11 protein-coding genes are annotated in these 14,128 nt (G+C 41.7%); 8 read left to right on the plus strand and 3 right to left on the minus strand.

Annotated elements, in window-relative coordinates; genetic code table 11:
* Position 1 precedes the first annotated feature (1 nt).
* On the plus strand, positions 2–1,546 hold the full coding sequence (ppx, locus tag EDC44_RS11430; protein ID WP_131979026.1) for an exopolyphosphatase: 1,545 nt from the start codon (positions 2–4) through the stop codon (positions 1,544–1,546).
* Positions 1,547–1,579: 33 nt separating this feature from the next.
* Here the strand turns inward: ppx and uvrD are convergent, their stop codons facing one another.
* Together uvrD and EDC44_RS11440 are read right to left on the minus strand one after the other, a co-directional pair.
* Positions 1,580–3,778 carry a DNA helicase II gene (gene uvrD, locus EDC44_RS11435; RefSeq protein ID WP_131979029.1) on the minus strand — a complete coding sequence of 733 codons (2,199 nt, stop codon included), beginning with the start codon at positions 3,776–3,778 and terminating at the stop codon, positions 1,580–1,582.
* Between the two features lie 75 nt (positions 3,779–3,853).
* Complete coding sequence (locus tag EDC44_RS11440) at positions 3,854–5,956, minus strand: ATP-binding protein (RefSeq protein WP_424276114.1); 2,103 nt, start codon at positions 5,954–5,956, stop codon at positions 3,854–3,856.
* Positions 5,957–6,189: 233 nt separating this feature from the next.
* On the opposite strand from EDC44_RS11440, the gene EDC44_RS11445 reads away from it, so the two are divergent.
* Genes EDC44_RS11445 through EDC44_RS11455 form a run of 3 tightly spaced genes read left to right on the plus strand, consistent with a single transcriptional unit; the run spans position 6,190 to position 9,634 of the window.
* Positions 6,190–7,689 carry a sugar ABC transporter ATP-binding protein gene (locus tag EDC44_RS11445; protein ID WP_131979035.1) on the plus strand — a complete coding sequence of 500 codons (1,500 nt, stop codon included), beginning with the start codon at positions 6,190–6,192 and terminating at the stop codon, positions 7,687–7,689.
* A 24-nt stretch (positions 7,690–7,713) separates the two neighbouring features.
* Positions 7,714–8,694, plus strand: coding sequence for an ABC transporter permease subunit (locus tag EDC44_RS11450; RefSeq protein ID WP_131979038.1), 981 nt, complete (start codon positions 7,714–7,716; stop codon positions 8,692–8,694).
* 10 nt (positions 8,695–8,704) lie between these two features.
* On the plus strand, positions 8,705–9,634 hold the full coding sequence (locus tag EDC44_RS11455) for an ABC transporter substrate-binding protein (protein WP_131979041.1): 930 nt from the start codon (positions 8,705–8,707) through the stop codon (positions 9,632–9,634).
* A gap of 39 nt (positions 9,635–9,673) precedes the next feature.
* Here the strand turns inward: EDC44_RS11455 and EDC44_RS11460 are convergent, their stop codons facing one another.
* Positions 9,674–10,390, minus strand: a complete 717-nt coding sequence (locus EDC44_RS11460) for a response regulator (RefSeq protein ID WP_131979044.1) — start codon at positions 10,388–10,390, stop codon at positions 9,674–9,676.
* A 108-nt stretch (positions 10,391–10,498) separates the two neighbouring features.
* Between EDC44_RS11460 and mak the strand changes: the two genes are divergently transcribed.
* Genes mak through EDC44_RS11480 form a run of 4 tightly spaced genes read left to right on the plus strand, consistent with a single transcriptional unit; the run spans position 10,499 to position 14,008 of the window.
* Positions 10,499–11,413, plus strand: coding sequence for a fructokinase (mak, locus tag EDC44_RS11465; protein WP_131979047.1), 915 nt, complete (start codon positions 10,499–10,501; stop codon positions 11,411–11,413).
* Between the two features lie 50 nt (positions 11,414–11,463).
* Positions 11,464–12,147 carry a D-lyxose/D-mannose family sugar isomerase gene (locus tag EDC44_RS11470; RefSeq protein WP_131979050.1) on the plus strand — a complete coding sequence of 228 codons (684 nt, stop codon included), beginning with the start codon at positions 11,464–11,466 and terminating at the stop codon, positions 12,145–12,147.
* Between the two features lie 12 nt (positions 12,148–12,159).
* A complete protein-coding gene (locus EDC44_RS11475; protein WP_131979053.1) occupies positions 12,160–13,044 on the plus strand; it encodes a ketose 1,6-bisphosphate aldolase in 885 nt (294 codons plus the stop codon).
* On the plus strand, positions 13,031–14,008 hold the full coding sequence (locus EDC44_RS11480; RefSeq protein ID WP_131979056.1) for an adenosine kinase: 978 nt from the start codon (positions 13,031–13,033) through the stop codon (positions 14,006–14,008). The genes EDC44_RS11475 and EDC44_RS11480 overlap by 14 nt, the downstream gene beginning before the upstream one ends.
* Positions 14,009–14,128: the final 120 nt, after the last annotated feature.

Below are 14,128 nucleotides of genomic sequence, written 5' to 3' on the forward strand. Positions count from 1 at the left end.
TATGGATAATATGATGCCGGTGGATACCATGTTGCACACCACCGATAACGGTGATGTGCGAGAGATTGCAGCCATCGATCTTGGATCTAACAGCTTTCATATGATTGTGGCCCGTATTGTAAACGGTTCCATTCAAATTTTATCCCGCCTGAAACAAAAAGTGCAGTTGGCAAAAGGTTTAGATGAAAACGGCGTGCTAAATCAAGATGCCATTACCCGCGGGGTGAATTGTTTGGCGTTATTTGCCGAGCGTTTGCAAGGATTCAAACCGGAAAATGTGAAGGTAGTAGGGACTTACACTTTGCGAAGAGCGGTCAATAATGAGGAATTTTTACGCCAAGCCAAAGCGGTGTTCCCTTATCCTATTCATATCATTACAGGTAAAACCGAAGCGGAAATGATCTATTCCGGCGTGTCGCACACTCAGCCGGAACAGGGTCGCAAATTGGTGGTAGATATCGGTGGCGGTTCTACGGAAATGATTATCGGCGATAATTTTACCCCGTTAATAGCGGAAAGCCGCCATATGGGCTGTGTGAGTTTTGCCAAGAAATTTTTTCCGAACGGTGATATTACACCGCAATATTTTGACAACGCCTATCAATGTGCATTAAGCAAAATCGAAGCTCTTGCTTGGCAATATCGTCAGCTCGGCTGGCAGTCGGTATTGGGATCATCAGGCACCATCAAAACCGTGCAGCAAGTGATTATGGCTAATATCAGCAAAGACGGTATGATTAATCGCGAACGCTTGCAACAGTTGAAAGAACTGACTTTGTTGGCAAAAAATATGAATGATTTACAATTGGGCGGCTTGGTTGAAGAACGAACTGATGTGTTTGTGCCGGGATTGGCGATTTTAATGGCGGTGTTTGATACTTTCGGCATTGAAACCATGCGTTATTCTGACGGTGCTTTGCGTGAAGGCGTGATGTACAGTTTGGAAAAAGCCTTCCAAGTGGCGAATATCCGCCAGCGTACCGCCAACAGTTTGGCGAAGCAGTTTAATATCGACCAATTTCAAGCCCGCCGTGTCCATCAAAGTGCGTTATATTTATTTGAAAATTATCAGCCTTGGTGCAATGTAAATTATGTCAATGAAATGCGGGATATTTTGCTTTGGGCTTCTCAGTTGCACGAGGTGGGGATCGTGATCAATCACAAAGGCTTGCAGCGGCATTCCGCGTATATTCTGCAAAACAGCGAATTGCCGGGATTTGACAGTGAACAGCAGCGGTTATTGGCGACGTTGGTACGCAATCATATCCAAACTTTTAATTTTGCCGAAATTCCCCCATTCGGACGTTATCATTCCAAAGATGTATTGGCGTTAATCCGTTTATTCCGTTTGGCGATTATTTTAAACAAGCCGCGACAAGCTACCGTTACCACCGAAAATTTCTCACTCAAAATCGACCGCACTTTAAATAACTGGCAATTGCAATTCAACGATGCTTATCTTAAGCATAATCCATTGATTCGTAATGAATTAAATGCAGAAAATAAATTTCTGAAAGAGCAGGGATTGGGATTGGAAGTTGTATAATGGCAAGGCGTATTGCATACGCCCATACCGAAATCACATTTTCTTTAATTTCGCCAAATGTGCGATTAACCATTTAATCCCTTGATTTTGAAAGGCAATTTGTAAGCGGGTGTTATTATCCGCGCCTTCCACATTGATAATTGTGCCTTGTCCGAATTTTTCGTGATAGACTTTTTGCCCCATTTTCCATTCCGACTCTGCATTTAAAAGTGCGGTGGATTTTAGCGTAGAATTATTCACAATCCGTTTAGACGGATTGCTCACCCCACGGGTCACTGTGCCGCGTAAACGGATTTCCTGCACGCATTCTTCCGGTAATTCGTTAATAAAACGGGACGGCAAATGACGTTCTTCTTTACCGTATAAACGACGGCTTTCCGCATAGCTGATGGTGAGTTTGCGTTTTGCCCGCGTGATCCCCACATAAGCCAAACGGCGTTCTTCTTCTAATCGCCCCGGTTCGGATAAGGACATCATACTTGGGAAAATACCTTCTTCTACGCCTACCATAAATACGCGAGGAAATTCCAGCCCTTTAGCAGAGTGCAGTGTCATCATTTGCACACTCGGTTGATTTGGTGCTGCCTGTCCTTCTCCCGCTTCTAATGATGCATGCGTTAAAAATGCCGTTAAATCAGACATTTCATCTGCTTCATCGGGTTTGATAAATTCACGGGTAGCGGTTACTAATTCTTCCAGGTTTTCAATCCGCACTTCGCCTTTCTCGCCTTTTTCCTGCTTATACATTTCATATAAACCGGAATGTTTGATCACAAAATCCGTCTGTGCAAACAGCGGCATTTCTTCCGTATCTTGTTGTAATGAATTGATGAGTTCGGTAAAACGCAAAAGCGATGTTGCTGCCCGGCCTGCCAGTTTGTTTTCGTGAACAGCTATTTGTGTAGCCTGCCATAATGTAATTTGTCGATCACGGGTGATATTGCGTAAAATATCTAAGGTGCGGTCGCCAATGCCGCGGCTTGGCGTGTTAATCACCCGCTCAAAGGCGGCATCGTCTTGGCGGTTGGCAATCAAACGCAGATAAGCTAACGCATCTTTGATTTCCTGCCGTTCAAAGAAGCGCATTCCGCCGTAAATTCGGTAGGGAATATTGGAGCGGATTAAGGCTTCTTCCAACACGCGGGATTGACTGTTACTGCGATACAGCACCGCACAATCGCTGAGCTTGCCGCCGTCTTCCTGCCAGATTTTGATCTGCGATGCCACAAACAAGGCTTCATCCAATTCATTAAATGCCGCATAAATTCCCACGGGATCGCCGTCGCCGAATTCCGTCCATAAATTTTTACCCAAGCGGTCGCTGTTATTGGCAATCAACTTATTGGCACTGTTGAGAATATTGCCGGTGGAACGGTAATTTTGTTCTAATCGAATGGTTTTTGCTTTGGTGAAATCGTCTAAAAAACGTTGGATATTTTCAATTTGTGCGCCACGCCAACCGTAAATAGATTGGTCGTCATCGCCTACAATCATCACGTTGCCGGTGTTGCCTGCCAATAATTTAATCCACGCATATTGAATTTTATTGGTATCTTGAAACTCGTCCACCAAAATGTGCTCAAACCGCATTTGGTAACGCTGTAAAATTAATGGTTTTTTGCAGAATAATTCATACGCCCGCAACAGCAATTCGGCAAAATCCACCAAGCCTGCACGGTCGCAGGCATCTTGATAAATCTGATAAATTTTAATCCACTCGCGTTCTTGCCGATCGTTATTATCATCAATATCACAGGGGCGTAAACCGTCGTCTTTTTTATTATTGATATACCAGCAAGCCTGTTTCGGCGGATACATTTTTTCATCATAATTATGCAATTTCATCAATCGCTTAATTAAACGCAATTGGTCTTCTGAATCTAAAATCTGGAAATCTTGCGGTAAATCCGCATCTAAATGATGAGCCCGCAATAAACGGTGAGCAATGCTGTGAAAAGTGCCGATCCACATACCGAACAAACGTTGTTGCGTGCCTGCAAGGGTGGATTCAATACGATGACGCATTTCTGCCGCTGCTTTATTGGTAAAAGTCACTGCCAGAATACTGCCTTCCGACACGCCTTCCACACCGATTAACCACGCAATACGATGAGTCAGTACCCGCGTTTTACCGCTGCCGGCACCCGCCAACACCAAATAATTGCCCAAGGGGGCAGCCACCGCTTCCCGTTGTTTATCGTTCAATCCGTCAAGTAATTCAGAAAAATCCATATATTCACCACTGTTTTTTTTTACAGCAGAATTATAGCAAGATTTTAGCGTGGAAATAAAGGGAAAATCCATTTGTTATAATTCATTTAATGTTTGTTGTAGCTCTGCTTGTTTAAACGGTTTATTTAAAATCGGATATTGAGTCGATTTGGCTAAATTATTTGTATGATTGCCGGTCATCAGTAAGATTTTTACGGACGGACAATGCTGATGAACAAAATTTGCAACATCAATACCGGTAATTTTATCGGCTAAAATAATATCGGAGAGCAAATAGTTGATCCTATGGCCGCTTTTTAAATAATTTAATGCCTGTTCGCCGGATTCAACACCGGTGACATGATATCCCATACTTTTTAACTGTTCCGTTAGGGTTTCGCGTAACACGTGTTGATCTTCGACCAGCAGAACGGATTGTATTTTTGCTGATAGCGGGAGGGGATCATGAGTAAGTGTGGTCTGTTTTTCGTAAGAAATTTCGGCTATCGGTAATTGTAAATGAATTGTCGTGCCTTTGTTTATTTGCGATTCAACAACGACACGACCTTTTGATTGACGAATAAATCCATAGACCATAGAGAGACCTAATCCGCTGCCTTTGCCGTTTTTCTTGGTCGTAAAAAAAGGTTCGAATATTCGTTTTTGCGTTTCTTCATCCATGCCGCAGCCTTCGTCGCTAATTGATATTTGCAACATTTCTTCGGAATGATGAGTGCGTTGCACCATTAATTTTTGTGATTGAATCGTGATGTTGCCAATATCGTTCATGGCATCTTTTGCATTCACGATTAAATTCACCAATGCCGTTTCCAATTGATTTTTGTCCATGTAGGTCAAAGGTAAATTTTCCTCCAAATTTAACCGCACTTTTATGCTCGGCGGTAGGCTATGCTTAATAAAATCCTGAAATTCCATAATTAATTGATTAATGTCTAATTCCGTCGGATGCAAAGGTTGTTTGCGTGCATAGGCGAGTAAACGTTGAGTGAGTGTGGCACTGTTTTCCGCGGCTTTTAATGCCCGATTGAGGCGTTGGGCTTGTTTTTCCGTCAGTGTGTCGGGATCGATTAAATCTAAATTCCCGATAATAACGGCTAATAAATTATTGAAATCATGTGCGATTCCGCCGGTTAAATGCCCCATAGTCTGCATTTTTTGACTATGAACCAAATCATGTTGAAAAGAGTGAAAAGCACGAGCCAAATCACCGATTTCATCCGGTGATTGTTGTTGCGGAATCGAAACGGTTTTATCGCCTTGTGAAAATTTCTTTAACGCCTGCGTGATTGAATAGAGGCGTTTGCCGATAAGCGAATAAATATACCAACCTAAAATGATAATTAAGGCGATAGTCACAGCGGCGAAAATAATAATAGAGGTTGTTTTATCGGATAAATAGCTTTGTATTTGTTCGGAAATCGTGTTGACATCTTTCACTTTTTCTTGGGCTAATAAGGAATATTCCACATCAATTTGTTTGACTAACGCGTCAATTTGGTAAGTGAGGAATTTGATTCTTAAATTCACTTCCGACAAAAGTCGGGCATCTTCAATAAGCGTTGAAAACGTATTTTTCAATTTAGCGAGTTCGTCATCAATATCAACTTCTGACGGTGTGACGGGCAATTCGGACAATTTGGCTTTAATAATTGAAAAGATACTGGAAGAAAAAGAGGTTTTTGCCGTATCTTCGATTAAGTTTTCAATTTCTGCAAGTTGAGTGCGAAATTCCTGCGAGGCGGGAAATTTTTTATCCAGTCTTTTAATATGTTGAATATACAGTAAATTTTGACTCAATCCGCTAAGAATATGGGTGTGAGTAATGTGGCGGTTATGTGCTTGTAATAATAATTCTTTCACGCTTTTTTCTAATAACCCGATAAAATCAACAATTTTGGTAAAGCGCATATCTTCGTTATTTTGGGTGTTTTGAGTGGCGTAGTTTAATAAGTTTTGCAATTGTTGTGCATGTTGTGCAAGCAGTTCGGATTCTTCTTTATATTGTAATGCGTTGATCGTTTGGTTAAGGCGTGTGGCATAAGTGGAAATTTGAGCGGTTTTTACGCCTAAGGTCATGGAGGAAAACATCTGGTTCAGTGATTTTTCCCTTAAATCAGATAAAGAATTATAAGTGTTATTTAAACCGATAATCGCGGTAATACTGATAAATATGACCAACAATATCGCCCATATTACAAAGGCAAATAATCTTAATCGAACACCATAATGCTTTGAAAATAAATTGTTTTTTATAAAATCCATGTTTTTTGACCGCACTTTTATTATCCGTTTTTCTTATTGTAAAAAATTATCGGCAGTAAATTATGACAAATATGAATGAGATGAAAACATTTTCTGTTCATATTGTTATGGTTTAATGCATTTATGTTCAATATAAAGGGTGAATAAAGATGGAACGAGCAGACCAACCACTTTTAGAAATGAAGGATATCGCAAAGCGTTTCGGTAATTTTTATGCACTAAAAAATGTGAATTTACAAATCTATAAGGGCGAAATTCACGCTTTGATGGGAGAGAATGGTGCGGGCAAAAGTACATTGATGAAAATTTTAGCCGGTGCGTATACGTTGACTTCGGGAGAGATTTATATTGACGGTCATGCGTATTCCATTTCCTCGCCGAAAGATGCGATTAATGTGGGTATTAGTCTGATTTATCAAGAAATTCAGTTATCACCTAATTTGACCGTAGCAGAAAATATTTTTCTCGGACGTGAGTTAAAAACCGCGTTCGGGTTAAATCGTAAAAGAATGGAAGAAGAATCACAAGATGTGCTCAACCGTTTGGGGGCTCAATTTCTTGCTTCGCAAAAGGTATCTTCATTGACGATTGCCGAACAGCAACAAGTGGAAATTGCTCGTGCTTTACATCGTAATACCAGTATTCTGGTTATGGATGAACCGACTGCCGCATTATCTTCTCGTGAAACGGAACGTTTATTTGAAATTATTAAAAATTTACGCGAAGAAGGTATGGCGATTATTTATATCAGCCATCGTATGGCAGAAATTTATGAATTGGCGGATCGCGTGAGCGTATTGCGTGACGGGCAATATGTCGGCTCATTAACAAGAGAAGCGTTAAATGCGTCCGTGTTAGTTCAAATGATGGTAGGAAGACCGCTAACGGATTTATTTAACAAGGAAAAAGTTGAAGTCGGTGACGAAGTATTACGTATTGAAAATATTTCCGACGGTAAAAAAGTGAAATCGGCATCTTTAACGATCCGAGCCGGTGAAATTGTCGGATTATCGGGATTGGTCGGTTCTGGCCGTTCAGAGTTGGGGCATTTATTATTTGGTGTTTCGCAACCCACAGCGGGAAAAATTTACTTAAATGGTGAAGAAATCAGTTTGAAATCTCCTAGGGAGGCGATGAACAAGCAAATCGCATTATTGCCTGAAAACCGCAAAGAGGAAGGTTTGTTCCTTGATCTTGATGTATTTAAAAATATTACTATGGCTACGCTTGAACGCGATGCCAATATGATGGTGATTAATCATGCGAAAGGGAAAGCGGAAACGGATCGGGCTATTGAAGGATTGAAAATTCGCGTACCAAATTCGAATGTGAGCGTGAGCGGTTTATCCGGCGGAAATCAGCAAAAAGTGTTACTTTCCCGTTGGGTTGCGATTCATCCGAAACTATTTATTCTTGACGAGCCTACACGCGGCGTGGATGTGGGGGCAAAAAGCGAAATTTATCGCATGATGACGGAAATGGCGAAACAGGGCGTGGCTATTTTAATGGTGTCCAGTGAATTGCCTGAAATTGTCGGAATGAGTGATCGGGTGTATGTTATGAGGGAAGGTTATACTGTGGGTGAATTACAAGCACAGGATATTAATCAGGAAAAAATTATGGCATTTGCTTGCGGTGCTACGGAATAATATTTTTATTGTAAGGAGATTAAAATGGGAACTGAGTCAGTTAATATAAAACCTGCCCTGAAAAAAATCGCATGGGCGGATGCAATGCAAGCAATGGGAATTTTACCTATTTTGATTCTGATTGTGATTGTATTTTCATTTATCGCACCGAATTTCATGACCGAAGCCAATGTGATGAATATTACCCGTCAGGCGTCTATTAATATTGTGTTAGCTGCCGGTATGACATTTGTTATTTTAACCGGCGGTATTGATTTATCCGTAGGTTCTATTTTAGGTGTGACGGCGGTAATGGCATTGGTTACATCGCTTAACCCGGCATTAGCAAATTTTGCCGTTCCTATTGCATTGCTTGCTGGTTTGGGGATGGGCGCGTTTAACGGATTATTGGTCGCTTATGCGGGATTGCCGCCGTTTATTGTGACATTGGGTACATATACCGCATTGCGGGGAGCGGCATATTTGGTGGCTGACGGCACGACGGTAATTAATTCCAATATCAGTTTTTCTTGGATCGGTAATGGTTATCTGGGGTCCGTACCTTGGTTGGTGATTATGGCATTTTCTGTGATTGCGGTTTGTTGGTTTATTTTACGCAGAACCACATTGGGTACGCATATTTATGCCGTGGGCGGTAACTTACAAGCGGCCCGCTTAACCGGTATCAAAGTTTCTTTAGTCTTAATTTTTGTTTATGCCGCCAGCGGATTATTGTCCGGTCTTGGCGGTGTAATGAGTGCGTCAAGATTGTACAGTGCCAACGGTAACCTTGGTATGGGATATGAACTTGATGCGATTGCAGCCGTTATTTTAGGCGGAACCAGTTTTGTCGGCGGTATCGGTACGATCACCGGGACATTAATCGGTGCGTTGATTATTGCTACCTTAAATAACGGTATGACTTTAATGGGAGTGTCATATTTCTGGCAACTCGTTATTAAGGGCGGGGTAATTATCGTGGCCGTATTAATTGATAAATATCGTACTCGCAACCATTCTGCTTAGGAGAAAACATATGAAATTAACAACATTAGCTGTATCTTTAATGATTGCCGTCGCACCTTTTGCACAAGCAAAAGAATTGAAATCCATCGGTGTCACCGTGGGTGATTTGGCTAATCCGTTCTTTGTACAAATTGCGAAAGGGGCGGAATTAAAAGCAAAAGAACTTGCCGGTGACAAAGTGAATGTAACTTCAGTATCCAGTGGGTATGACTTAGGTCAACAAGTGGCTCAAATTGATAATTTTATCGCGGCAAAAACCGATATGATTATTCTTAATGCAGCGGATTCCAAGGGGATCGGTCCTGCGGTAAAACGTGCCCGTGATGCGGGTATTGTGGTGGTTGCGGTGGACGTAGCGGCAGATGGTGCGGACGCCACGGTCACATCAAATAACTATCAAGCCGGCGAAATTGCCTGCCAAACTATCGCGGATAAACTCAATAACAAAGGCGATGTGGTAATTATTAACGGACCGCCGGTATCTGCGGTACAAGATCGCGTTCAAGGTTGTATGGATGTTTTTGCCAAACACAAAGATATTAAAGTATTGTCTCACAATCAAAATGCGAAAGGCAGTCGTGAAGGCGGTTTAGAGGTAATGACTTCATTATTGATTGCACATCCGAAAATTGATGCGGCATTCGCGATTAACGATCCAACGGCAATCGGTGCGGATTTGGCGGCAAAACAAGCACAACGCAGCGAATTTTTTATTATGGGCGTGGACGGCTCTCCGGATGGTGAAGAAGCATTGAAACAACAAAATAGTTTGTTTATGGGAACGCCGGCACAAGATCCGCAAGTGATGGCATCTGAAGCAGTGCAAATCGGTTACGATATTTTACAAGGTAAAGCGGCACCGAAGGAACCGGTGTTAATTCCGGTAACTTTAATTGATCGTAATAATATTAAAGATTATAAAGGTTGGACGGTGAAATAATCACGAAATATCCCCCGCTGACAAGGTGGGGGACTGTTTTTAGCTTTGTTCGACACTTGCATCGAATAAATAACCGGTGCCCCGAACGGTTTGAATAAAGCTCGGATTTTTTGCATTAGGTTCGATTTTTTTACGTAGCCGCATAATAAGTACATCAATAGTGCGGTCGAAAATTTCAAAATTTTCGTTGTGGGTTAATTCCAACAGTTTTTGGCGGGAAAGCACTTTGCGGGCATTCGACACCAAAGCGTGCAATAACATATATTCGCCTTGAGTGATGTCAATTTCCTGTTGTTGCGGGGAAAACAGTTTGTGGTTTTCCGTATCCAGCGACCAGCCTTGAAAACGAAAGCCCTGATGAACATAATTAGATTCAAAGGATTGCGGTTGGGTACGACGAAGTGCCGCTTTGGCTCTGGCAACCACCACGCGCGGATAAAAGGGTTTGGCGATATAATCATCGGCACCGACTTCCAAGCCGACAACAATATCAGATTCGGAATCCAAACCGCTTAACATAATGATCGGAATATTGGTCACGGATTTTAAACGTTGTAATAAGACCAGTCCGTTAATATCCGGTAGGATAAGATCTAAAAAAATTAATGAAAAATCATGTTCGGATTGCAATAAATCTACTGCAGCCTGACCGGTTTGGACGGATGTGACCTGATAACCATGCTCATCAAAAATATCGGTTAAAAGTTCACAAATTTGAATGTCATCATCAATTACTAAAATAGAAATTTTAGGCATAGCGAGTTCCGTCTAATAAAATTTTTGATGGGCAGTATAGCGAATTTTATCAATAAATCATATTTGGCTTTGCAGTTTTGTGAACTAGTTCAAATTTTAGGAGAATTTATGCGAATCGGTATTGATCTCGGCGGTACAAAAATTGAAGTGATCGCGTTATCTGATCAGGGGGAAGAGCTATTTCGTAAGCGTATCGCGACACCGCGAGGTTCTTATCCCGACACATTAAATGCTATTAAAAGTTTGGTGGACGATGCGGAAACGGCGACCGGACAACAGGGCTCGGTCGGTATCGGTATTCCGGGGACCATTTCCCCGTTTATGGGAAAAGTGAAAAATGCCAATTCCGTCTGGCTGAACGGGCAAAAATTAGATCAGGATTTGACCGCACTTTTGCAGCGTGAAGTCCGTATTGCCAATGACGCTAACTGTATGGCCGTTTCAGAAGCTACTGACGGTGCAGGAGCGGGGAAAAATATTGTATTGGCACTTATTTTAGGCACGGGCAGCGGTTCCGGTATTGTTATTAACGGCAAGCCCCATAACGGTTCAAACGGTATCGGCGGCGAATGGGGACATAATCCTTTGCCTTGGCCGGATGAAGAAGAAAGTGTGGCTGTTAAGCAAAATCAATGTTACTGCGGAAAACACGGCTGTGTTGAGCAATTCGTCTCGGGAACTGGATTATGTGATGATTATGAACGTCGCGCCGGTGTCCGTTTAAAGGGGAGCGAAATCGTTGCATTAGCAGAACAAAGCGATACTACGGCAGAACAAACCCTACAAGCTTACGAACGCCGTTTAGCCAAAGCATTAGCCGCTTATATTAATGTTTTAGATCCTGATGTAGTGGTGCTTGCCGGCGGTGTTTGCAATATTGATCGGCTTTATACCAATGTACCGAAATTATTGGAAGACTATATTTTCGGGCGGGAATGTCATACGGAAATCCGTAAAGCCGTGCACGGCGATTCAAGCGGCGTACGCGGTGCTGCTTGGTTATGGCCGCTGGAAAAAGCATAAAACTTTGCGATTTTTGACCGCACTTCTGTGATTTTATTGGGAGAATTAAGATGAAACGTTCTGACATTAACCTGGCTATTCTTGAAGCGAAAGCATTAATGAAAAAATATTGTTTTCATTTGCCGCAATTTGCACATTATGATCTTACGGATTGGCAGACTGCAGATTTAATCTTGCAGCAAGAAATCTTCGAGGCTCATTTAGGTTGGGATGTGACGGATTTTAATTTGGGGGATTTCCGCAATATCGGCTTGACTCTTTTTACCATCCGCAATCAATCACCGAACAATAATAAACCTTATGCAGAAAAAATTATGCTAGTACAACAAAATCAAGTGACACCCATGCATTACCATTGGAAAAAAATGGAAGATATCATTAATCGTGGTGGCGGAACATTGGTGATTAAATTGTATCGTCGTGACGAACAAACGGATTTGTTGGATTATACGGCAGATGTTTCCATTGCAGTGGACGGTACGCAATTAACCGTACCGGCAGGAACGGAAATCCGTTTACTGCCGGGGCAGAGCATTTGCTTAACTCCAACGTTGTATCATAGTTTTTGGGCGGAAAATGATGCGGTGTTGGCGGGAGAAGTTTCTATGGCAAATGACGATGTAACCGATAACCGTTTTCTCGAACCTTTAGGTCGTTTTTCTCATATCGAAGAAGATGAAGAACCTCTTCATTTGCTTTGCAGCGATTACCAACAATATTTCAATTTGAACTGATAAGGAGTTTTTATGTCATTAATTAATTTAGCGGATATGCTTGCCGTGGCAAATCAACATAAATTTGCGGTAGGGGCATTTAATGCCATTGACTCGAATTTTATTGATGCGGTTTTTACTGCCGCCCAACAAAATCAGTCGCCGGTGATTGTGAATATGGCGGAAGTTCATTTGCCTTATATTGATATGTATTCCGCATCGGAATATATCAAGAAAAAAGCCGCACTTGCCAATGTTCCGGTGTGTTTAAATTTAGATCACGGCTTAACTATGCCGACGATTGAAAAAGCGATTGAATGTGGTTTTTCTTCCATTATGTTTGACGGATCTCATTTATCTTATGAAGAAAATATTACTCAAACCCGCAAAGTGGCGGAGTTGTGTCATCAATACGGCATTTCGGTGGAAGGCGAATTAGGTGCTGTGGGCGGTGATGAAGGCGGTGCATTGGAAAGTTTGGCGGATCAGGCACTTTACACCAAAGTGGAACAAGCAAAAGAATTTGTCGGCGAAACCGGTATTGATGCTTTAGCGGTGGCTATCGGCAACACTCACGGCAAATATAAAGGGGAACCGAAATTAGACTTTGAGCGTTTGCAACAAATTCATCAAGCGGTGGATGTGCCTTTAGTGTTACATGGCGGTTCCGGTATCAGTGCGGCGGATTTCCGTAAAACTATTGCGCTGGGGATTTGCAAAATCAATTTCTTTACCGGTATGTCACAAGCGGCGTTGCAAAGTTTAGAAAAAGATGCAGGTAATGCAGAATTGATTCAAAAATATAACTACTATTTGTTAATGATGAGCAATATGCAACATGCCATCAGTCAAACCGTTGCGGAACAAATGGACATTTTCCGCAGCATTAATAAGGCCGAACTCTATGCAAGAACGTAACGGGATTTTGGCAGCCGGAAATTTGTTGATTGATAAGACTTTGGTGATTTCCGAATATCCGAAAGAATCGATGTTGGCGACCATCTCCAAAATAGAACAGCATTGCGGCGGTGGTTGCACCAACGTATTGTTTAATTTGGCAATCCTTGCCCCTGATTTGCCATTATTTCTAAGCGGTGCGGTAGGTCGTGATGCGGAAGGTGATTTTATCCTTGAACAAGCTAGAAAACATCATATCGATACCAAACAAGTGGTGCAGACGAAACTGCCCACTTCCTTTACAGATGTGATGATAAACAGTCAAAGCGGCGACCGCACTTTTTTTCATTATGTGGGAGCGATGACCGAATATTTGCCCGAACATTTAATGCGGGTAGAGAGCAATGCCAAAATTGTACATATTGCCTATTTGCCGTTATTGCCTGCTTTTTTAGAATTAGAGCAACTCATTTCGCTATTGAAAGGATTACAACAAAAAGGATTTTTGATTTCTATTGATCTCGTTTCGGTAGAAAATAAAACAATCTTTACGGATTATATCCGCCCGATTTTACCTTACATTGATTTTGCTATTATTAACGATGTGGAAGCGAAAATCTTGGCAGATATGGAAAATGCAGAATCCAACAAAGATAATTTAGAAATTATTGCCCAAAAAATTATGCAATTCGGTGTCAAACAAAATGTTATCGTTCATTATCCCCAATGGGCAGTGGCTTGCGATCAACAAGGGCAAGTTGTTTCCGTGCCGTCTTATTGGGTAGAAAAACATCATATTCTGAGTACATTAGGTGCGGGTGATGCTTTTTGCAGCGGTGTGTTATACGGTTTGCATCAAAACAAACCGTTACGGGAAGTATTGCAATTAGGTCACGGCTTGGCTTATTTTAATCTGTTCTCGCTGTCAGCGACCGATGGGGCAGTGCCTTATGATAAACTAAAACAGCATATAGACAACCATTAAAAACAATAAGACGTATAATTTGTAAAAGATCAGACTTGATCTGACAAATCACTATAAAAAGTGAGAGTTTCCCGTTTAGAATATGAGTGTCAAAATTCAATCTAAACAAAAAAGGAAACT

Origin of the sequence: Cricetibacter osteomyelitidis (assembly GCF_004340985.1) — a bacterium.
GTDB classification, from domain to species: Bacteria; Pseudomonadota; Gammaproteobacteria; order Enterobacterales; family Pasteurellaceae; genus Cricetibacter; species Cricetibacter osteomyelitidis.

What these genes read in the sequence shown, in the direction of transcription:
- EDC44_RS11480 (WP_131979056.1), top strand. Translation starts at nt 13,031, where the DNA reads ATGCAAGAACGTAACGGGATTTTGGCAGCCGGAAATTTGTTGATTGAT.
- mak (WP_131979047.1), top strand. Translation starts at nt 10,499, where the DNA reads ATGCGAATCGGTATTGATCTCGGCGGTACAAAAATTGAAGTGATCGCG.
- EDC44_RS11470 (WP_131979050.1), top strand. Translation starts at nt 11,464, where the DNA reads ATGAAACGTTCTGACATTAACCTGGCTATTCTTGAAGCGAAAGCATTA.
- EDC44_RS11460 (WP_131979044.1), bottom strand. Translation starts at nt 10,390, where the DNA reads ATGCCTAAAATTTCTATTTTAGTAATTGATGATGACATTCAAATTTGT.
- EDC44_RS11445 (WP_131979035.1), top strand. Translation starts at nt 6,190, where the DNA reads ATGGAACGAGCAGACCAACCACTTTTAGAAATGAAGGATATCGCAAAG.
- uvrD (WP_131979029.1), bottom strand. Translation starts at nt 3,778, where the DNA reads ATGGATTTTTCTGAATTACTTGACGGATTGAACGATAAACAACGGGAA.
- EDC44_RS11450 (WP_131979038.1), top strand. Translation starts at nt 7,714, where the DNA reads ATGGGAACTGAGTCAGTTAATATAAAACCTGCCCTGAAAAAAATCGCA.
- EDC44_RS11475 (WP_131979053.1), top strand. Translation starts at nt 12,160, where the DNA reads ATGTCATTAATTAATTTAGCGGATATGCTTGCCGTGGCAAATCAACAT.
- EDC44_RS11455 (WP_131979041.1), top strand. Translation starts at nt 8,705, where the DNA reads ATGAAATTAACAACATTAGCTGTATCTTTAATGATTGCCGTCGCACCT.
- ppx (WP_131979026.1), top strand. Translation starts at nt 2, where the DNA reads ATGGATAATATGATGCCGGTGGATACCATGTTGCACACCACCGATAAC.